General features: G+C 37.5%; 23 protein-coding genes. 5 read left to right on the forward strand and 18 right to left on the reverse strand.

The window, feature by feature from the left end:
- Nucleotides 1–141: 141 nt before the first annotated feature.
- The 12 genes from H4J75_RS01060 to rpoE all read right to left on the reverse strand — a co-directional run bounded on the left by H4J75_RS01060 (nt 142) and on the right by rpoE (nt 9,826).
- Nucleotides 142–387, reverse strand: coding sequence for a hypothetical protein (locus tag H4J75_RS01060; RefSeq protein WP_182213382.1), 246 nt, complete (start codon nt 385–387; stop codon nt 142–144).
- Between the two features lie 120 nt (nt 388–507).
- Nucleotides 508–888: a holo-ACP synthase gene (acpS, locus tag H4J75_RS01065; RefSeq protein ID WP_070374732.1), complete on the reverse strand. Its 381-nt coding sequence runs from the start codon at nt 886–888 to the stop codon at nt 508–510.
- Nucleotides 889–1,012: 124 nt separating this feature from the next.
- Complete coding sequence (gene pdxJ / locus H4J75_RS01070) at nt 1,013–1,744, reverse strand: pyridoxine 5'-phosphate synthase (RefSeq protein WP_182213381.1); 732 nt, start codon at nt 1,742–1,744, stop codon at nt 1,013–1,015.
- Between the two features lie 17 nt (nt 1,745–1,761).
- Nucleotides 1,762–2,448 carry a DNA repair protein RecO gene (gene recO, locus H4J75_RS01075; RefSeq protein WP_182213379.1) on the reverse strand — a complete coding sequence of 229 codons (687 nt, stop codon included), beginning with the start codon at nt 2,446–2,448 and terminating at the stop codon, nt 1,762–1,764.
- Between the two features lie 29 nt (nt 2,449–2,477).
- Nucleotides 2,478–3,389: a GTPase Era gene (era, locus tag H4J75_RS01080; protein WP_070374735.1), complete on the reverse strand. Its 912-nt coding sequence runs from the start codon at nt 3,387–3,389 to the stop codon at nt 2,478–2,480.
- Between the two features lie 17 nt (nt 3,390–3,406).
- A complete protein-coding gene (gene rnc, locus H4J75_RS01085; RefSeq protein WP_182213377.1) occupies nt 3,407–4,096 on the reverse strand; it encodes a ribonuclease III in 690 nt (229 codons plus the stop codon).
- Between the two features lie 2 nt (nt 4,097–4,098).
- Entirely contained in the window at nt 4,099–5,019 is a 921-nt protein-coding gene (gene lepB / locus H4J75_RS01090; RefSeq protein ID WP_182221112.1) for a signal peptidase I, read from the reverse strand.
- 10 nt (nt 5,020–5,029) lie between these two features.
- Entirely contained in the window at nt 5,030–6,820 is a 1,791-nt protein-coding gene (gene lepA / locus H4J75_RS01095; protein WP_182221113.1) for a translation elongation factor 4, read from the reverse strand.
- Between the two features lie 256 nt (nt 6,821–7,076).
- On the reverse strand, nt 7,077–7,586 hold the full coding sequence (locus tag H4J75_RS01100; protein WP_182213372.1) for a SoxR reducing system RseC family protein: 510 nt from the start codon (nt 7,584–7,586) through the stop codon (nt 7,077–7,079).
- Nucleotides 7,583–8,545 (reverse strand): MucB/RseB C-terminal domain-containing protein, encoded by a 963-nt coding sequence (locus H4J75_RS01105; RefSeq protein ID WP_182213370.1) that lies wholly within the window; start codon nt 8,543–8,545, stop codon nt 7,583–7,585. Before H4J75_RS01105 ends, H4J75_RS01100 begins: the two co-directional genes overlap by 4 nt.
- Nucleotides 8,545–9,165 carry a sigma-E factor negative regulatory protein gene (locus tag H4J75_RS01110; protein WP_182213368.1) on the reverse strand — a complete coding sequence of 207 codons (621 nt, stop codon included), beginning with the start codon at nt 9,163–9,165 and terminating at the stop codon, nt 8,545–8,547. The genes H4J75_RS01105 and H4J75_RS01110 overlap by 1 nt, the downstream gene beginning before the upstream one ends.
- 82 nt (nt 9,166–9,247) lie before the next feature.
- Nucleotides 9,248–9,826, reverse strand: a complete 579-nt coding sequence (gene rpoE, locus H4J75_RS01115) for an RNA polymerase sigma factor RpoE (RefSeq protein WP_182213366.1) — start codon at nt 9,824–9,826, stop codon at nt 9,248–9,250.
- Nucleotides 9,827–10,063: 237 nt separating this feature from the next.
- Between rpoE and nadB the strand changes: the two genes are divergently transcribed.
- On the forward strand, nt 10,064–11,662 hold the full coding sequence (gene nadB, locus H4J75_RS01120; RefSeq protein ID WP_182213364.1) for an L-aspartate oxidase: 1,599 nt from the start codon (nt 10,064–10,066) through the stop codon (nt 11,660–11,662).
- Between the two features lie 373 nt (nt 11,663–12,035).
- Here nadB and H4J75_RS01125 read toward each other — a convergent pair whose 3' ends face one another.
- The gene (locus H4J75_RS01125; RefSeq protein ID WP_070374745.1) at nt 12,036–12,287 is read right to left on the reverse strand and encodes a succinate dehydrogenase assembly factor 2; all 252 of its coding nucleotides are present in this window, start codon (nt 12,285–12,287) and stop codon (nt 12,036–12,038) included.
- Between the two features lie 171 nt (nt 12,288–12,458).
- Between H4J75_RS01125 and ygfZ the strand changes: the two genes are divergently transcribed.
- Nucleotides 12,459–13,445 carry a tRNA-modifying protein YgfZ gene (ygfZ, locus tag H4J75_RS01130; protein ID WP_182221114.1) on the forward strand — a complete coding sequence of 329 codons (987 nt, stop codon included), beginning with the start codon at nt 12,459–12,461 and terminating at the stop codon, nt 13,443–13,445.
- 36 nt (nt 13,446–13,481) lie between these two features.
- Nucleotides 13,482–13,973: a peptidylprolyl isomerase gene (locus H4J75_RS01135; RefSeq protein WP_070374747.1), complete on the forward strand. Its 492-nt coding sequence runs from the start codon at nt 13,482–13,484 to the stop codon at nt 13,971–13,973.
- A gap of 79 nt (nt 13,974–14,052) precedes the next feature.
- Here H4J75_RS01135 and H4J75_RS01140 read toward each other — a convergent pair whose 3' ends face one another.
- The 4 genes from H4J75_RS01140 to H4J75_RS01155 all read right to left on the reverse strand — a co-directional run bounded on the left by H4J75_RS01140 (nt 14,053) and on the right by H4J75_RS01155 (nt 18,166).
- Nucleotides 14,053–15,993 carry an ATP-dependent DNA helicase RecQ gene (locus H4J75_RS01140; protein WP_182221115.1) on the reverse strand — a complete coding sequence of 647 codons (1,941 nt, stop codon included), beginning with the start codon at nt 15,991–15,993 and terminating at the stop codon, nt 14,053–14,055.
- A 96-nt stretch (nt 15,994–16,089) separates the two neighbouring features.
- The gene (locus tag H4J75_RS01145) at nt 16,090–16,509 is read right to left on the reverse strand and encodes a phosphate ABC transporter substrate-binding protein (RefSeq protein WP_182213358.1); all 420 of its coding nucleotides are present in this window, start codon (nt 16,507–16,509) and stop codon (nt 16,090–16,092) included.
- A 7-nt stretch (nt 16,510–16,516) separates the two neighbouring features.
- Nucleotides 16,517–17,653, reverse strand: coding sequence for a hypothetical protein (locus tag H4J75_RS01150; RefSeq protein ID WP_182213357.1), 1,137 nt, complete (start codon nt 17,651–17,653; stop codon nt 16,517–16,519).
- Between the two features lie 162 nt (nt 17,654–17,815).
- Complete coding sequence (locus tag H4J75_RS01155) at nt 17,816–18,166, reverse strand: RidA family protein (RefSeq protein WP_182213355.1); 351 nt, start codon at nt 18,164–18,166, stop codon at nt 17,816–17,818.
- Between the two features lie 203 nt (nt 18,167–18,369).
- Here H4J75_RS01155 and H4J75_RS01160 point away from each other — a divergent pair, with 203 nt between their 5' ends.
- Nucleotides 18,370–18,588, forward strand: coding sequence for an EF-hand domain-containing protein (locus tag H4J75_RS01160; protein WP_070374752.1), 219 nt, complete (start codon nt 18,370–18,372; stop codon nt 18,586–18,588).
- A gap of 220 nt (nt 18,589–18,808) precedes the next feature.
- Nucleotides 18,809–19,444: a PAQR family membrane homeostasis protein TrhA gene (gene trhA, locus H4J75_RS01165; RefSeq protein WP_182221116.1), complete on the forward strand. Its 636-nt coding sequence runs from the start codon at nt 18,809–18,811 to the stop codon at nt 19,442–19,444.
- Between the two features lie 217 nt (nt 19,445–19,661).
- Here trhA and H4J75_RS01170 read toward each other — a convergent pair whose 3' ends face one another.
- A complete protein-coding gene (locus H4J75_RS01170) occupies nt 19,662–20,864 on the reverse strand; it encodes a pyridoxal phosphate-dependent aminotransferase (protein WP_182221117.1) in 1,203 nt (400 codons plus the stop codon).
- Nucleotides 20,865–20,867: the final 3 nt, after the last annotated feature.

Consider the following 20,867-nt stretch of genomic DNA (forward strand, 5'->3'; position numbering starts at 1 on the left):
TTTCCATTAAAATGAAAAAAGATAATTGTCTACTAATAAGATTAACATTGAAACCCAACAATGACAACGCTGTCATTTTCAAGTTAAAAAAAAGCAAAATAAATTGCTATTGGCGGACTAAGGAGCCTTTAAATAGATACGTTAACGAATAGTGATATCGGGTGAACCGTCAATTTCACCATCTTCGGTAATGATAACAGTACCACTATTATTTGATAATACAGCAATGCTACGTCCATTATTATTACGTATAAAAAGCAATTCATAGCCAAACTTACCAAGACTACCTGCTGAAAATTTTTGAGCGAGTGTCAGCTTCTCCCACCAAACTGAATGCTCAGGAGATTCGTGCCTTCTCTCATTGAAAGGTTGCTTTTGTTGTTGCATAACTTACCCACCCGTTAAATAAATACTAACGTCATTGTATCAATATAGCCCAGATAAACAGCGGTGCCTAACGTAAGTATAGAACAGATTTTACCAACAAAGATTTTATTATTGCGTTAACTAGCGAGAAAGTACTACGAACGCGGTAGCATATAATGCTTCGTCAGAGAGCGAAATGTGCCAGTTTTCAGCCCCTAATTCAGTTGCTAGCTCTGCTGCACGACCACTTAGTAGTAGTTGTGGCTGACCAGAAGCTAATGATTTTATTTCAAAATTTTGAAATGAAACCCCGTTGGCTATGCCGGTACCAAGCGCTTTAGATGCGGCTTCTTTTCCTGCCCAGCGCTTGGCTAAATATAATGCAGGGGTTTTTAACGATTGGTATTTTTCATATTCTATTGGCGTTAACACACGAAGCGCTAATCGGTCTCGCACCTTAATCGCCATTTTTTCTATACGGCTTATTTCAATAATATCAGTACCGATGCCAACTACAGACATAATGAATCACTTTTTTAAGCGCTAGATAAATGTTGTCTTAACATTTAATTTAGCTTCACTTCGTTAAATAAGGCAGAACTTTATTAGCTCTGCCGGGTAGGGTCTAAGCGCTGTGCTCTAAAAGTTAACTACGCGCTTCTCTCATTAGCTGTTTCATATCGCGAATAGCCTTGTCTAATCCGTCAATCACCGCTCGAGCAATAATAGCATGACCAATGTTGAGTTCGATTATCTCTTCAATTGCCGCAATAGGTTTAACATTAAAGTAATTTAAGCCGTGCCCAGCATTAACTTTCAAACCATTGGCATGCGCATATTTAATGCCTTCAATTAAACGGATCAATTCAATTTTTTGATCTTGTTCATTTTTTGCATCAGCGTAATGGCCGGTATGAATTTCAATATAAGGAGCTTTACTTGCAATAGCAGCATCAATTTGGCTTTTATCAGCATCAATAAATAAACTTGTTTCTATACCTGCTGCAGTTAGTTGTGAAACTGCACGGCTAATTTTATCAAAATTACCAACAACGTCTAAGCCGCCTTCAGTCGTCAATTCTTCACGTTTTTCAGGGACTAGACAACAAAATACCGGTTTAACCTCACAGGCTATGGCCAACATTTCATCAGTAACCGCCATTTCAAAATTCATTCGGGTATGCAATGTTTGCTTTAGTACATAGATATCACGGTCTTGAATATGACGGCGGTCTTCACGTAAATGGACGGTAATGCCATCGGCTCCAGCGTGCTCTGCTACTGATGCAGCATAGACTGGATCAGGATAATTTGTGCCCCTTGCTTCTCGTAAGGTAGCAATATGGTCAACATTAACGCCTAATAATAGTTCGCTCATTTTTATATCTCTTAAATTTATGAATTTTTTGTAAATAATTTCCGGCTATTTAGTGGTTTACCATCAAGTAAATGATTAATAATTTGCCGCATCAGCACTTTATACGTTTGCATTACGTCTTTAGATGATAAATCTTCTTCGGCTATCGCTTTTAAATGCTCAGCATTATAACCAGTCTGTACCTGCTTGCTTATTATCGGGACAAAACCTTGTTCAGGGAAATAATGATAACGATTATTATTTTCTGAAAATATCGGCGAATAATCAATAGTTAACCCTAATTCTTCTAGTAATCTATTTTCAAAATTTCTCAATATAAATTCAATTGAACGTTGTTCCGATAATTGTTCAATGCTTTGTTGATATTGACAAAAAAGTTCGTCATAAGGGATATGTTCACCCAGTAGACGCACTTGTAACTCATTAAGGTAAAAGCCACTGTAGAGGTAATTACCACTGAGCTGGTAGGATTTTCTTTCGGGTTCGACACGTTGTAAATACTTGAGGCTGCCTTGACCTTTCAAAACAATTTTTAGTGGAGAGAAAGGTTGTAATAAAGCTTTTTTATTAGATTTTAAGGACTTACCTAAATAAGAAATAGCAGACACTTTTCCTTGTTGAGCGGTTAAGAATTCAAGCAATATTTGATTTTCACGATAGGGTCGTGAATGCAATAAAAAAGCACTTTGCTCAAATTCTTCCATTATTTTTAGTCCAGTAGACGGTTCGAAGTCTAACCTGAATATTCATCCCCATAGCCTAAACTACGCAGTGCACGTTCATCATCAGCCCAGCCAGATTTCACTTTCACCCAAGTTTCAAGAAACACTTTCTGTTCAAAAAGCGCTTCCATATCACGACGAGCTTCTTGACCAATTGTTTTAAGTCGCTCTCCACCATTACCTATAACCATACGCTTTTGACTTTTTCGTTCAACTAAAATTAGCGCATTAATATGGATGATACCCTTTTCGTCCATTTTAAATTGTTCAACTTCAACCGTTGTTGAATAAGGCAATTCATCACCGGTGAAACGAATAAGTTTTTCACGAATAATTTCAGAAGCCATAAAACGACTTGAACGGTCAGTAACATAATCATCTGGGAACCAGAAATCACCTTCAGGCAGTGAACTAAGACAAAGTTGACGAATGGTATCAACGTTATCGCCTTTCGCTGCAGAGATAGGTACGATATCACTAAAGTTGTGCTTCTCGCCTAATTTCTGCAAGTGAGGTAATAATGATTCCTTATCTTGGACATTATCGATTTTATTAATCACTAAGATACAACGTGCGCCAGATTTTTTTATCTTGCTAAGCACAAGTTCATCATCAGTTGTCCAATGTGTTCCTTCAACCAAGAAAACCACTAATTCAACTTCTGCTATTGAACTACTTGCAGCACGATTCATTAAGCGATTAATCGCGCGTTTCTCATCAGAATGCAAACCAGGAGTATCAACTAATACCGCTTGTTTATTTTCTTCTGTTAAAATTCCTAAAATACGATGGCGTGTCGTTTGTGGCTTGCGTGAGGTGATACTAATTTTTTGACCTAACAAGCTGTTAAGCAATGTTGATTTACCAACATTAGGACGACCGACAATAGCAATTAAGCCACAATGTTTATTTTCACTTGTCATGATAATATTTCGCTGAGTTATTTTTTATCAAAAATGAGCGCGAGTACTTGTTGCGCTGCGGCTTGTTCGGCTTTACGACGGCTAGTGCCTTTAGTGACCACTTCGGTGTTTATCACCTTGGTTGTACATCGCACAGTAAACTGTTGATTATGAGACTGACCACTGGTGTGAATGACTTCATAAAGTGGTAAAGCAATTTTACGTGCTTGTAAATATTCTTGTAAACGTGTTTTAGGATCTTTTTGTTCGTTACCGGGTTTAATAATGTCTAGTCGTTCAGCAAACCAGCTAAGCACTAATGCTTTAGTCGTGTCGTTATCTGAATCTAAATAAACAGCACCGATAATCGCTTCAACGGCATCTTCTAAAATTGAATCTCGACGATGTCCCCCACTTTTTAATTCACCTGGGCCTAAAATTAAGTAATCGCCTAAATTAAAGCCTCGGCCAATTTCAGCTAAGGTAACACCTCGCACAAGGCTCGAACGCATGCGTGTTAAATCTCCTTCGTCATGAGAAGGAAATTGCTGATAAAGTACTTCAGCAATGACAAAACCAAGAATGGAGTCGCCAAGAAACTCTAAACGTTCGTTATGAGTTCCTTTAGCACTTCGGTGTGTTAATGCTTGAAGCAATAAGTCATTATCATTAAAGGTGTATCCTAACTTTTTACTGAGTCTAGTTAGTGCGACTGCTGAGCTTTTCACGATTAGTTTATTCCACCCAAACGTGAAAACCTGACATTAGTCGGTATCCACTTTGGTAAAAAACTATCTTCGTCACGATCAAAATCAAAACTCATCCAAATTGCTACGGCTTCGCCAACAAGATTTTCTTCGGGTACGAATCCCCAAAAGCGCCCATCAAGACTATTGTCACGGTTATCACCCATCACATAATAATGACCTTCAGGTACAAAGAACTCATCGCGTTGGGTATTTTTCTGTTGATAAAAATGCTGCGTGCGTGGCAGTATTTGATTATCCATTAAAATATCATGTGTCTTGTTTGGCATATCAGCTGTGTAACGACTCAAGCCATATGAACCGTCAGGTGACTCATCTTCTTTTTTAAAGGTGTTGGTTACTTGCTCAAAGTCTGGGCATTTAACGTCACTTTCTTGACAAGCAGGCTTGATATATATGGATTTGTTACGATAAATAATTCTATCGCCAGGCAAACCAATAACACGCTTAATATAATCAATCTTTGGGTCTTGTGGATATTTAAATACCACCACATCGCCACGTTCTGGTAGCCCGATCTCAATAAATTTATTACGTGCAACTGGATCGCGTAATCCATAAACGAATTTATTGACTAAAATAAAATCGCCATCAAGTAATGTCGGCATCATAGAGCCCGAAGGTATTTGAAACGGTTCCCATAAAAAAGAACGTAAAATCAAAACAAAAGCGATAACCGGAAATATTTGTACCGACGTATCAACAATTGCTGAAGGCTCTACTAATTGAGCGATAACCTCAGCTGGCAAAACTTCTTGACATTGGGCTTGAGCGTCAGCTAATTTTAATTTACGTTGCGGCGCTAAATAAAACTTATCAGCTAACCAAACAATGCCAGTGATACTAGTAATAATAACGAGAAATATTGAAAAATAAACAGCCATAACTTCCCTACTAACTTTCTAATTTAAGTACAGCTAAAAACGCTTCTTGCGGTACTTCAACGTTACCAACTTGCTTCATACGTTTTTTACCATCTTTTTGTTTTTGAAGTAGTTTTTTCTTACGAGAAATATCACCACCATAACATTTTGCCGTAACATTTTTTCGTAATTGCTTAACGGTAGTACGAGCAATAACGTTATTACCAATCGCCGCTTGAATAGCAATATCAAACATTTGACGATGAATAAGTTCTTTTAATTTATCGACGAGCATACGGCCACGTGCAACCGAGTTACCTCTGTGGGTGATCATTGCTAAAGCATCAACGCGATCGCCATTTATCATCACATCAACGCGCACCATGTCGGCAGCTTCGAAGCGGATAAAGTTATAATCTAGTGAAGCATAACCACGACTCGTTGACTTTAACTTATCAAAAAAGTCCATGACCACTTCAGCCATAGGTAGCTCATATCTTACTGCTACTTGTTTTCCGTGATAAATAATATCTTTTTGCACACCACGTTTTTCAATACATAAAGTAATAACATTACCTAAGTGTTCTTGGGGTACTAAGATATTGGCTTCAACGATAGGTTCACGAATTTCGTCAATACTGTTAATAGCTGGTAAATCGCCAGGGTTATCAATAGATATAACGTCACCGTTGGTACAAGAAATTTCATAGTTAACCGTAGGGGCTGTTGTAATAAGGTCAAGGTCATATTCACGTGCTAAACGCTCTTGAACAATCTCCATATGCAACATACCAAGGAAACCAATACGAAAGCCAAAGCCAAGCGCAGATGAGTTTTCTGGCTCAAAAAACAAAGAAGCATCGTTTAAGCTTAATTTGTTCAACGCATCACGGAAATTTTCGTAGTCATCAGAACTTATTGGGAAAATCCCAGCATAAACTTGCGGTTGAACTTTTTTGAAACCGGCAAGCGCTTTCGCAGCTTCTTTTTTATGAATGGTAATAGTGTCGCCCACTGGCGCGCCATGTATTTCTTTAATACCAGCAATAATAAAACCAACTTCACCGGTTCTTAAAATACCCGTTTCTTTTTGTTTTGGTGTGAATATTCCGACTTTATCAATTTGGTGAACTTGTCCTGTCGACATGACCACCATTTTATCGCCTTTTTTCACTTCGCCATTCATCACACGCACTAATGAAACAACGCCTTGGTAATTATCAAACCAAGAATCAATGATCAAGGCTTGTAAGTTACCCGTAGGATCGCCAGTTGGTGCCGGGATATTGGCAACGATAGTTTCTAAAACATCTTCGATACCTAAGCCAGTTTTTGCAGAACACTGCACTGCGCCTGTCGCATCAATACCAATGATATCTTCAATTTCTTCGCTGACGCGATCCGGATCCGCTTGAGGTAAATCAATTTTATTTAAAATTGGGATAACTTCTAGATCCATTTCAAGGGCGGTATAACAGTTAGCAACGGTTTGTGCTTCAACCCCTTGTCCGGCATCCACAACAAGCAAGGCACCCTCACAAGAAGCAAGTGAACGCGAAACTTCATAAGAAAAATCAACATGACCCGGCGTATCGATAAAGTTAAGCTGATACGTCTCACCATCTTTGGCTAGGTAATCAAGCGTAACACTTTGCGCTTTGATCGTGATGCCGCGCTCGCGCTCAATGTCCATAGAATCTAGGACTTGTGCTTCCATTTCACGTTCTTGTAAGCCACCACAATGTTGGATCAAGCGATCAGAAAGTGTAGATTTACCATGATCGATATGGGCGATAATTGAAAAGTTACGTATATTTTTCATAAATGGAAGTTCAAATAATGCTGTGGTTAATTCAATAGGGTGAGATTTTAGCGAATTTAGCGCGCTGGGGCTATCTTTATGTTGTGTTAACTTGTGTATATAGCCGTTCTACTTCGAGATAGAGGTTTAAGCAAGTCTAAAATAGGTAAATTACTAGGCATTAGTCGCAGATAATAGTTCTTTAACGGCTAATATTAATACGCAGAAGCGTCTACTTTAAAGACTTGTACTGGACACAGAATCAGTCGCAAAAATTTTAATCAGTAATTTCGACAATATTGATCATCGAGTTATGTATACGGAGAATTTTTGGGATTAACAAATTACAATATTTACCACGTTTTTGTTGGTGCCTCGCGAGCGAAAAACCTATGTATCCGCCCAATACACCTAACGCTATCGCAAATAACTCGTGGCTAAATATGCTATTTTCAACCAACCATTGGCCAAATACTGACGCGATGACTAGCCCTAACAATGGCCATAGATAAACTTGCCAAGCTGTTAATAGTAAATGCTTGTCTGATAAACCCAAGACCACAGTGTCACCAACTTTTACTGCTAATTCAGTTTCTAATTCTAAGCTAAGTTTGGCTTGTGGAAAAGCTTTAGCCACTTGACCACTGCCACAGTTATCAACCTGTTTACAGCCACTGCAGCTTGATTTGATTTGGCTTTCCACGGTCACTTTATGCATAGCGGTTAGACCGGCATTTTTATCCGCCGTTAATTCTATGGCAACAACCGTAGCGTTTTCTTCAATCATGGTTTTTGAGGTGGCTTTATCGTGATAGCGTCGGCAATAGCTTTCGCTGTTTTAAACGGTATTTTTCCGACAATGCTCACTTCAATACCATCACTCACTTGGTTTAACACCAAAGTAGCTCCATCCATAACAAAGTCCGCATTGCGTTGTTTTTCTTGACTACCATTAACATAAATTGAAATATCGACTAAGCCATCACTCAACAGCATAAATTCAACCGGTTGTTTTGTTAGTGATATTTTATGTCGATTAGCGTTAATTTGCGTAAAGCCCTCTGGCAACCAGTTAACATCCCATTGCAGTTCTTGCTGTTGGTATTCTTCAGGAATATCAACTAGCACAGGAAGTTCAGTCTCATTTAACTGTAAGACACTTTCTGAAGGTTTTTCTGTGATTTCAAGATGCGTAAACTGAATTTGCTCTAATTGTTGGCCTTGTTTCGTCACAATAGACAACTTTAATAGCATACTTGATTGTTGGTCTAACCAAAGCCAATAGGCATAACGGTGGGTATTTTTTGCTTCTATTCTGATCAATTGTGCAGGTCGGCCTAATACACGACTTCGGCCAACAGAAATAAAATCATAAATATTTTCTAATCGAGAAATATCTCCCGCTAAAATAGCAGGAATAGGACCACTAATTTGTTGAGAAGTTACTGAATAAGGAGGCAGTTCAGGTTCTATATAGCTAACTACGTTGCCTTTGCGCAAAATATCGCGACGCGGTCCATTGAGTAAAGAAAGTATCTCAAGTTCTTTACCACTTTCATCGACACCATGAAACCAGTGATATGGCTGAGCTTGATTATTTTTTACAACAACAAAAGACGTACTAAAATTAAGTTTATTTAATGCGCTAGATAAACGTTCGAGCCAAACTTTTGCTGACTCACTTTCTTCACCAACCGCGGAAAAGCTGATGCTTAACAGCAGTAAAACATAACTTAAGAATTTCATTAATTACTTTTATTTGCCTTTTTGTTGTCAATGCTAGTTGTTTCACTTTCATTGTCTGTATTTGTGGTATCAACCGTCAGTGAACCTAATTTAATTTGTTGTTGGTGATCAGACAGCAAAGCATGAAAACGACGTTGTTGATCAATAAAAGCTTGCTTTTGTGAAGCTCTGTCTGGTTCTTGAAAGTTCAAGCTTACCGGTTCAGCGAAACCTGCCATAGGAATAGTTTTTACTATTTGGCTAGGTAAAATAGTTTCATTATTTTGTGCAACATTACTTTGTACACCTAAAACCATTAAACCTGCGGCTGAAGCAGCAATCGCTAATTGGCCAAAGGGTTTAGCAAACTCGACCACTTTATTTTTTAACTTAAGCATGAAAACATTAGTCGTTTTCGGTGCCAAAACGGTCGGCTCAGCGGCAATCGCTTTTGCTATTTCAGCAGATAAATCAAGTTGTAAAACATCAGGAGTGTCATTACGTAAAACATCTCCAATTAAATGATAACGATCCCAAGTAGTCGACAAATGTTCATCGTTGATAATATCATCAAACGTTTTATCATTATGTTGAAAATTATCAACACAAGATGACACTGTTTCAAACTTACCTTCACTCATATATACACCTTAAAAATTAACACTTACATTCGTGTGAATTAAATTAATTTTATCTTCTATACCAAAAATCTACTCTTAATAGCTAGTTTTGTAATAATGGCCTAATTTTTTTATCTACCGCGTCTCGAGCTCTAAATATTCTCGAACGGACAGTCCCAACAGGACAATCCATAATATGTGCTATTTCTTCGTAACTTAACCCTTCTAACTCTCGAAGGTTAATTGCCGTTCGCAAATCATTGGGTAGTTGTTCAATGGTATCAAAAATAACTTTTTTGATTTCATTGGTTAATAATAACTTTTCAGGAGAAGCATTTTCTCGCAAAGCTTCACCTGAATCATAAATTTCAGCATCTTCTACTTCTATATCAGAGCCCGGTGGTTTTCGATTACTCGCCACCATATGGTTCTTTGCGCAATTAACGGCTATACGATAAAGCCAAGTATAAAAAGCACTATCCCCTCTAAAATTAGGTAAAGCTCTGTATGCCTTAATAAATGCTTCTTGAACTATATCGGGTACATCACTGTGATTTTTTACATAACGCGACACTAAATTTGCTACTTTATGCTGATACTTTGTCACCAGAAGGTTAAAAGCATTTTTATCTCCGCGTTGTACTCGTTCAACCAATTTTTGGTCAACGTTTATTTCGCTCATCTGAGCCAATACTCCTAATTATTACTTACTTCTAAAATCCGGTTCAACATTTGGCTCATGGTAAACACATCAAGTAGGACTACACTAGTTTGAAAAAGTTCGAAAAAAATTAAAATAAATCATAAAACTATCCAAATTTCGTGTTTATTTCTAAATACAGCCCATTTTATCTGTTACCACAGGTGAATAACCGTTAAGATTCCTGCTATATGTAGAATACATTAAAATCATAACTTTATGAACAAACAACACAACTGTGACGTATTAATTATTGGTAGCGGTGCCGCGGGTTTAACGCTTGCTTTACATTTAGCAAATAATGCCGATATCGTTGTACTCAGCAAATCCTTGGTTAATGAAGGTTCAACCTTTTACGCCCAAGGGGGTGTCGCTGCTGTTTTTGATGAGAATGACAGTGTTGCTGCTCATGTAAATGACACTTTAATTGCTGGTGCAGGCTTGTGTGACCAAGAAATAGTGCAATTTACCGCTGAAAATGCGCGAGCATGTTTGGAATGGCTAATTGGCCAAGGTGTTGACTTTGATCAAGAAGAAGATGAAAAAGGTGAGTTACGTTACCATCTAACCCGTGAAGGTGGTCATAGCCATCGCAGAATTCTTCATTCTGCTGACGCCACAGGTCAAGCCATTCAAACCACGTTAGTCGACCAAGTTAAAAATCATCCCCGTATTCGAATCTTTGAACGCTACAATGCTGTTGATTTAGTCTGTGAACAACCAAACGATACCAATAACCAGCAAAAGCGCTGTATTGGTGCCTACATTTGGAACCGAAATAGTGAATGCGTTGAACGTATATTTGCCCGTAAAACCATTTTAGCGACGGGTGGTGCAAGTAAGGTCTACCAATATACTTCAAATCCTGATGTTGCCAGCGGTGATGGTATAGCAATGGCGTGGCGAGCAGGATGCCGTGTCGCTAATATGGAGTTTAACCAATTTCACCCGACATGTTTATTCCATCCTGATGCAGGAAATTTTTTGTTAACGGAAGCATTACGCGGCGAAGGGGCTATTTTACGTCGCCCTGACGGCAGTCGATTTATGCCAAGCTTCGATGAACGCGCCGAACTTGCACCTCGAGATATTGTTGCCCGCGCTATTGATTTTGAAATGAAACGCCTCGGCGCTGATTGTATGTATTTAGATATTAGCCACAAACCTGCTGATTTTATTAAGCAACACTTCCCTAATATCTATGAAAAAACTCAATCTTTAGGCATCGATATTACCAAACAACCTATGCCCGTTGTACCTGCTGCCCATTACACTTGTGGTGGTGTCATGATTAATAAGCAAGGTAAAACAGATATCGAGAGCTTGTATGCTATTGGCGAAGTCGCTTATACCGGTTTACATGGCGCTAATCGTATGGCGAGTAATTCGTTATTAGAATGCCTAGTGTTTGCTCGCGCGGCGGCATTAGACATAGAACAAAAAATTGACCGTCAACAGAGTATTGTTGCGTTACCCGCTTGGGATGAAAGTCGCGTTACAAATTCTGATGAAGAAGTTGTTATACAACATAACTGGCATGAGCTGCGATTATTTATGTGGGACTATGTCGGTATTGTCAGAACAACAAAACGTTTAGAAAGAGCGCTGCATCGTGTTGAATTGTTGCAAAGAGAAATAGAAGATTACTATCAAAATTTTCGAGTCAGTAATAATTTACTAGAATTAAGAAACTTAGTACAAGTAGCTGAATTAATTATTAGATGTGCGATGGAACGTAAAGAAAGCCGTGGTTTGCACTACACGCTTGATTATCCTGAATTAAGTCAGGTAGCAACCCCAACTATTCTACGTCCTTAATATTAAGTGTTATGCTGAGTTATCAAAGGTTTAATCACCCTAAGTTGGGTTATTTAACTTGACGATAACACGGCATAACCTTGAATAATGTTTAGCAGACAAACTCGTTTTGAAAATAAAGTAACTGGGTAAATTCAGTTGCGCGAGACAGTTTTTTAAAAAATGATTTTTCAGCCAGGTAACTTGTGCTGGTAAATTATCTTCAAAGACCAACCAACACCCCCAAAAACCAATACGACTAGACGCGCTTAACCGTCTTTTACCTTTAGCCGAAAACTGGCATTCACCCATTATATCAAGAGTAAAACTGTTAGGTTCAGTATAGAACATTCGCATAAAATTAAATTTATTATGCGTATGCTCAACAACTATATTAAACTTTAACTCGTTTAAGGATAAGTTGCACCATTGCGTTGAGTTCTTTGTCTTCACAAACTTGATGCCCCATAAACCAAGCAAATAATTCCGGATCTTGCTCTTCCAGTAAACGTTCAAAAACTAGCTTCTCTTTTTCTGAGAGCAAATCATAAGCCTCTTCAACGAAAGGCATAAAAAGTATATCTAATTCGAGCATTCCACGACGGCAAGCCCATCTTAAACGCGGTTTATTATCAGTTAAAGACATGTAACACCCAGTAAAATAAAATTTAGGCTTATTCTAACAAAGTCATTTGCCATTACAATATTGTTTATCAGATCTAGAAAAATAAACTAACGAATATCATATACACCTTGAATTTCACAAGAAAGTCCTCATTATTTAACCTATCAATAAAACAAAAATGCTAATTTAATTATGACAATCTCTGTTGAAAATACCTTACCTAGTTACGATAACCTTCCTGATGCTTGTATCATTAGTTTAGCTGAATATGGTGCAATTGCTGTACATGGAGCAGAACAAAGTAAATACCTACAAGGACAAGTGACTTGCGATGTAAATACACTGACAGATAATAACTTATTATTGGGTGGTCATTGCGACGCTAAAGGTAAAGTTTTTTCAGTGTTTAGATTGATAAATCGTCAAAATATTCATTTACTTTTACAACCTAAAACCAGTATTAGCCAATCATTAGCCGAACTGAAGAAATTTGGCGTATTTGCCAAAGTAACCATTGAACAAGCAACAGATTTAGCTTTTTATGCGGTTGCAGGAAAAAAGGCAACAGAAATACTCCATCAACAGTTTGTTGAATTACCTAATAGTTTAACACCGGTTTTACAAGTCGGTAGTACCACTATTGTCTACCTCGCGGGAAAATTAAAACGTTATCTTATAATTGATGAGGCGAAGGCTGCTGAAAAAATTATTAATGACTTTGCCTTAGTCACTTATTCTCAAGCGCTGTGGAATTTAATCGAAATTAATGAAGGTTTTCCTTTACTAGCACCAGAAACAGTTGCTTCTTATGTGCCACAAATGTTGAATTTACAAGCAATTCACGGCATAAGCTTTACTAAAGGCTGTTACTTAGGACAAGAGACTGTTGCTCGAATGCAGTATTTAGGAAAAAACAAACGCGCTTTATTTTCGTTAAAGAGTAAATCAGCAAATAATGAGTTAATAACCTTGCAAGCAGGTGATATTATTGAGCAACAGTTAGGTGCAAACTGGCGTAAAGCTGGTGACATCTTAGCGAGCTATATTAGTGATGATGGCATTTATTATCTGCAGGCTGTTTTAGCCAGCGATATCGATAGCACCACAAACTTACGGATTAAAAACCACGAAAACTCAGCATTAAGCTTAGTAGAATTGCCTTATAACTTAGCGGAATAGTCGCGAGTTACATTTATTTAAAATTTAGGACATATCATGAAAATTTCAGAAAACAAAGTTGTCGTTTTACACTATGCCGTATCCGACAGCGAAGACACACTCATCGACAGCTCTTATGATCACAGCCCTTTATCTATCATTCACGGTACAGGTTATCTCATTCCGGGCTTAGAAGATGCTTTAACAGATCATGTTGTTGATGATAAATTCGAAGTCGCAGTTAGCGCTGAAAATGCTTATGGCGATCGCCACGATGAGTTTGTACAAACCGTACCAAAAAGTATGTTCGAAAGTGTTGAAGATCTTGCTGTTGGTTCACAATTACGTGCAACGACTGATGATGGTGAGCAAACAGTTATTGTTATAGATGTCACCGATGATGAAATAACTGTTGACGGAAATCACCCTTTGGCAGGCATTGATCTAAAGTTTGATGTAGAAATTTTAGAAGTCCGTGATGCCACAGAAGATGAATTGAAACATGGACATGTCCATGGTGAAGGAGGTTGTGGTCACAACCACGACTAATCCTCATATATACTGAGTTTGAAAAATAAAAAGCGAAATATAAGTACTTATATTTCGCTTTTTTATTAATTATTTGCCGCTAAATATTCATCACACTGATCACTTTTTCACGCACTTCTTGATAGCGAATATTTTCACAACAGCCAAAACCAGATAACTGTTTTATTTTATTACGGCTAAAAAGCGGCACGGTTAATCCAGTTAAAAATCGACACATCGTTTCTAAAGATAAAACACCTTTGTGCTTGGTCGACATATGTTCAATAAGTGCCGTTAGCATGCCAACTATCGCAGTGTCATCTGGCAGAATACTTTCTTGTGAGTAACTTAGCTCAGCAACGTTTCCACGGCATACTGAACAATGTTCACAATTTTCAGGGGTGTTTTTATCATTAAAGTACAAGGATAAATTTCGACTTAGGCAAGAGGATAATTCAAAGAAGCGCACCAGTGTCGCAATACGTTTTATTTCTTTTTCTTCTTTTTCGACAAAATAATCATGTAGTGACTTAGCAAGTATATTAGCTGACAATAAGGCCTTGTTAACACTAAATACTTCAGTGATTTTTTTTGTTTCCAAGGTGATTAATTGCTTCTCTTGTAGGTATTCCAAAGCCACAATCACTCGGCCACGGTCACAGCCATAATGCTGAAATAGTGCATCAAAGTCTGGCTCTCCCCATACTTTTTTAAAGCCGCTGTATTTAAAAATAGTCGCAAGAAAATCTTTGCGCTCACCTTCAAATAAATTTAACACTTCGTCTTTATTGGTGGTAAATTTATATTTAAAATCGGCAAAATATGAAAATAGCGGTTTAATAACGCCTTGCAGCTCTAACTGAACAAGTAAGGTTCTCATGGGTAATTGGCGGATATTACTGGCATTTGACAGCGATAAACCTTGTAATTCCCAGCGATCATTTTGGCATTCTTGTTGAATGTTTTTTATAACACATTCAATACCACTCAGTTCGGGTGTATCACCAAAAACAAAATTTTCAACGGTATTTAGCCCATCTAAATTTGCCAAGGTAATGCAATTTGATGCTAAACCATCACGCCCTGCTCGGCCAATTTCCTGGCTGTAATTTTCAATTGACTTGGGTAAGTCATAATGAATAACAAAGCGGATATCTGCTTTATCTATGCCCATGCCAAAAGCAATAGTAGCCACGATGATTTGTACTTTTCCCGACATGAAATCTTCTTGAATTTTCTGTCGTTTTTCACTTATAAATCCGGCGTGATAAGGTTGCGCATTCAAACCTTGTTGCGTCAAAAAGTTTGCCACATACTCAGCACTTTGCTGTAAAGTCACATATACAATGCCACAACCGGTTTGATCAGCGATACTTGTTAGCAATTGTTGATTTTTATCTTTTGTTGAAACCGCTAACACCGACAAATCTAAATTTTGACGATAAAAGCCTGTTTGTACGATGTGCTCTGGTAAGATAGCGAATTTAGTGGCCATATCTTGCTTGACTTTTTTGGTCGCTGTGGCGGTCAACAAAAGCACCAGCGGAATGTTGAGTTCTTGGCGATAGTTAGGGAGTTTTAAATAATCGGGTCGAAAGTTATGCCCCCATTCAGAAATACAATGTGCCTCATCAACAACCAACATAGATACATTTACTGACTCAATAAATTGGCGAAAACGCTCGTTTTTAAAACGCTCAACCGACACCATAAGAATTTTTATTTTACCTGAACGCGTATCCGCCATGACTTGCTGATTTTGCTGTGGGGTTAATGTTGAATCGATACTTGCCGCTGCTATATTTTTCGTCGCTAAAAAGGCTAATTGATCTTTCATTAGCGCCAGCAAGGGAGAAACAACAATAGTTAAGTGAGGTAGTTCTATAGCCGCTAATTGATAGCATAATGATTTACCTGAGCCAGTCGGAAATATAGCGAGAGAAGATTGGCTATTGAGGAGCTGTTCAATCGTTTGCTGCTGTCCATCACGAAAGGCATCAAAACCAAAGATTTGCTTGAGTGAGTTAACAAGAGATGACACAAGAAATACCTATTAAATAAATGAATTAAAAAAAAACGAGTACCAACAGTCAATTGAAAATCACTGTTGATACTCGTTTTATAATAACAGAGTTACTTAAAAGGTTTTAATCACTTTAACTTTATCACTGACATTAGCAGCATCGATATAGCCAATAGCATCAGGGTTATCAGCAACAAAACTTAACACATCGGCATCATTATCAAATTCTGCTAAAGGTTTCGCCTTACCAGAGAAAATTAGCTTAGCCCAATAAGATTTAACTTGGTAGCTAGTCTTTTGCAACACTTTGCTTTCAAACTCTTCTCGAGCGGGACTTTCATCTTTTAAATTGGCTGCCATGACAGAAGCACCGTTAGTAAATTTCTTATTTTTACCTAAAAAAATCCGAGATATGTCTCTGTCGGTAAGCTCACTAGAATTAGCCGGATTCACAATAACAGCAATATCGGCAGAAGCCGTTAAACTAAAGCCTATTGAAAGTAAGATCGCAGTGACTTTTATATATTTCATCATCAATCCCCTAAAAAACAGTAACAAGTGAAGTGCGGAATAAACCAGCATCATTAGCACCATTAAGGTCATCATTAAAACCGGTATATTCAAACTTTAATGATGCAGAGCTATGAAAATCCCAACGTAAACCAACAGTAACATAGCTTGAATCATTTTTTTGACTCGCTATAACATCTTGTGTTGGTACTTTTAAAGCATCAAGAGGAGTTCCAGACGGTATAACGCTAGTAAAATCGTTCGCCGCAGTGTCTTCATCAACACCGTAAGTAACGTGTACTAAGTAATTATCAAAGCGCTTACCTAGCATCACATAATAAGACTCTTCTTCACCTAATAACGTATTATCTATTTTAAGCGTAGTATATTCGCCAACAACTAAGATGCCTTCATAGTCAATTTGAAAGCCAAGTTCAGTAAACGTTGCTTTATCTTCAAAAATACTAGTGTTGTCTGCAAATGTAGGGTAACCAAAGGCGTTCCAATTATTAGCAAGTCCATCTAACCCTGTTGAAGGTATTGTTACATCAGCATTAAAATAAGCAGCTCTCAAGGTTAGCCAATCTCTATTAAAGGTAGCTGCGCCACCTAAGATATTATCCATGTTAGGTGATGATTTTTCATCAAAGACTTCGATTTCATCGGAGTTATTACCCGCAATAAAGTGGTAAGTCGTATCAAATTCTCCAAGAGTACTGCTGTATATGCCGCTAAGACCGTCAAAAGTATTAAAAATTAAATCGTAAACACCTTTTGGTGGTGTTATCCACGGGTAGGCATACGAAACATCTAAAAAGTCTGAATACATAAAGAAAGGTGCTCGTTGACGCCCAGCCAAAACCCTAAATTTATCGTTTACGTTATAGCTAACGTAGGCCCACTCAAATTCAGTATCCCAATCATTCTCACCGCGAGAAACAATTTGTGCAGTAATATCAAGGCCTTCACCTATATTACTTGATGCTTGAATAGCCAGTAGAGAACCATTTTTAAAGTCAAATGTATCGTTAAAACCATACAACTCTTCATCACTCGATGTAGTGATACCACCTGTTATCGAAGCAAAGCCACTTAAATTGATATCTGCTTGAGCCGCATAGGAAATAAAGCTACTAGCAAGCGCTAGTACCGCTATTTTACTTTTCATATTATCCACCTTAGAGTTTGTATTTTTACGTGCTTATGTTTTTACATGTTTATATTTTTACATGCTTATATTTTATTAAAATCGATTAGTTTACAGGTAAGCTAACCTAATGAAGTGTAGATTAATATATTAAAAATGTTAGAGAACAAGTTTAAAAAACAACTATATTTCGGCCGCTATTACCGATATTTCAATAAGTAATTCGTTTCTTGCCATTGAAGCTTTGACACAAGCTCTTGCAGGAGCGAATCCCTGAGGGATCCAATTATCCCAAATTTCATTCATTTTTGAAAAATCATTCATATCTTTAATATAAATAGTTGCCGATAGAATATGCTTATTGTCGCTACCTGCTTGTTCAAGTAATTCATCAACTTTATCTAACATTGAACGTGTTTGTTCTTCAATGCCTTGGCTCGCATCTTTACAAACTTGCCCACATAAATAAATAACACCATTGTGCTTAACGATGCGGCTCATTCGTGTTTTTGTTTCTTGCCTAATAATAGTCATTTTATTTAGTCATGATTAAATATGTTAAAGTATATACTCTACTTACTAGAAATTGTAGCTTTGATACTTGTGCTGTGGAGAAACTTTACGCTAGTAGATAATAAATCACGCTTATTAACGTAATGTTGCAATTAATCATTCACAAATAGCACAATAAAAGATAAAGTATTTAGTAGATGCAATACTACTAATAAGGATAACTGATGGACATTAATCAGTGGGTTGATGAACTATTTGAATTTTTTGATGAAGATAAAGACGGTGCGATTAGTCGAAGTGAATTTGTTGAATTAATTGACTGTCTTTTGCAAGATAAAGGCATCCGTATGTGTGAGAGTATTTTTAATAAATTTGATGTTAATCATAATAATTCAATTTCCAAAGAAGAACTCAAAGCTATGGTGATTGAGTTAGCTTTGTAGCGTTTTTCATTAAAATTTACCCTTCTCCAATTATTCGTTGAGAAAGTAACTTTACTATTTTTCATCTAATCAAGAGCTTAACTAAGCTCTTTTTTTATACCTTAAATTCATTGGTCTGACCTCTTGTTTCAATTGTTTTTTCTGTTATCATTCAATCTCAGCTTACACGTGTACACTGAAATCAAATTTAAAGAAACAATGAAAAATAACAGGATAACAAATGACAAGCCAAGCTAGTTACAGCAAAAATGAAGAAATAGCCAACACCTTGACTCATGCTCTTGGCGCAATATTGTCTGTTATGGCTTGTTACATGCTACTCACTGCAGCTTTTACTGATAACTCATTAGTAAAAATATTGAGTTATGCCGTGTACGGTGCTAGTTTGGTTTTATTATTCACCGCTTCAACTTTTTACCATGCCTTTCAAGATCCTGACAAAAAAAGGCTTTTTAAATTACTCGACCATTGTGCTATTTACTTGTTAATCGCAGGAACTTACACCCCTTTAATGATGATTGCCTTAAACGACCAACTCGGTACTATTATGCTGACAATTATCTGGAGTATGGCTATATTAGGGGTGTTTTTTAAAATGAAATTTGGTCACCGCTATAAAAAAACCTCGCTGATCACTTACTTAGGTATGGGACTAATATCTATAACCATTATTGAACAGCTAAATGACAAATTATCAAATCAAGCTTTAACACTACTTGCTCTTGGCGGTATTATTTATTGTTTAGGGGTTATTTTTTATGTGCAAAAGCGTATACATTTCAACCATGCTATTTGGCATTTATTTGTTTTAGGTGGCGCGGCATGTCACTTTTTTATGATCTACTTCTACTTATAAGCGCTGATAGGACTGACAAAAGAAATAACCAGAGATATAGTTGCTGGTGAGGATGGTAAATTAATTTATACCTAGATCAGCCGTTAAAACGCTATCGCCTTTGCAGCTTTTAGGCTTGATTCTCGAGTTATCGTCAACTTTCTTAGCAATGGAGAATGCGGCTACTAATTAATAGGTTCATAGCAAAAATAAATTAATTAAGCTTTCAATCCAACTTTCAATTCACAGTCAACGATAAGCGACTATCAACAAACCCTTGTAATGATTCCAGTATCATTGAAAAGTTTTTTGCACCCAGCCCTAAACGAAAATATGGCCCAGTAAGCCCAAATAGGCATGATGGGTAAGCGAATATTCCCGCTTGTTCGGCGAGTTGCTCTGCCCATTCAAGCATGGGTAAATCACTATGGCACTTCACTAATGTTAGTAAGCCTGCCTGAGGAGGGCACCAACTAAAATGCAACTGGTTTTTGTCGATAAACTGCTGAAATAAAGCGATATTATTTTTGATAATAAGATTATTTTTACTGATGATTTCAACATGGTTTTCTAAAGCAAGCTCTGCCAGCTTTTCATCAACGATTGAAGTACAAATTGAGCCTTGAGCTTTTACCGCTAATAATTTTTTTAGCAGTGACTTATCCTTAGACACTGCCCAACCAATACGTAGCCCCGCCAAACCAAAACTTTTCGATAATACCGAGACAACAATCGTGCGATCATAATCTAAATAGCGATGAGCTAATTTAAGATCATTATAGTTACTCGCTTGAGAGACATCATCGGCTAAAAGGTAACAATTGAACTGTTTTGCAATGGCTAATATTTGCTCCGAAAATTGAGTGTCTATTATGCTACCACTGGGATTATGGGGAGAATTCAAGACAATTAGTCGGGTATTTTCGTTTACTAGGGCTAAAAGTGCCGCTTGGTTAATTTGCCAGTTTTGTTGGAAATCAACCGTAAGGCACCTTACTTTAATCCCCATCTGCTCTGCCATCGTCACTAGAGAGGGATAGCAAGGTGTAATAACAACAATTTCAATCGCTGCTTGTTGCTCAACTGTATTACCTTGCGTTCGTTCATTTTCGCTAAGTACTGTTTGGTAAATAGCTGACAACGCCTCTTGAGCGCCGCAAAAAGTTAGAACATTGTCAGCAGTTAACTCAACTTGATGATGATTATAGTCTTGATGAAAACCGGCAATAAGTGATCGCAAATAATGGCTGCCACTTATCGACGCATAGGATAACGCTTGTTCACCCAGAAGATTATCAAGACTTGTTTCACCTAAAGCGCACAATTGTGCTGCGGACAACGACTGTCCGCAAGAGTTACTCAAATTGTGCTTAATAGTGACCTTTTGATTTTCTGCAAGCTGTTGACCAAAGGCAATATGTGCCGGTAAAATATTTTTCATCCT

Source organism: Colwellia sp. BRX10-1, from assembly GCF_014077545.1.
GTDB lineage: Bacteria > Pseudomonadota > Gammaproteobacteria > Enterobacterales > Alteromonadaceae > Colwellia_A.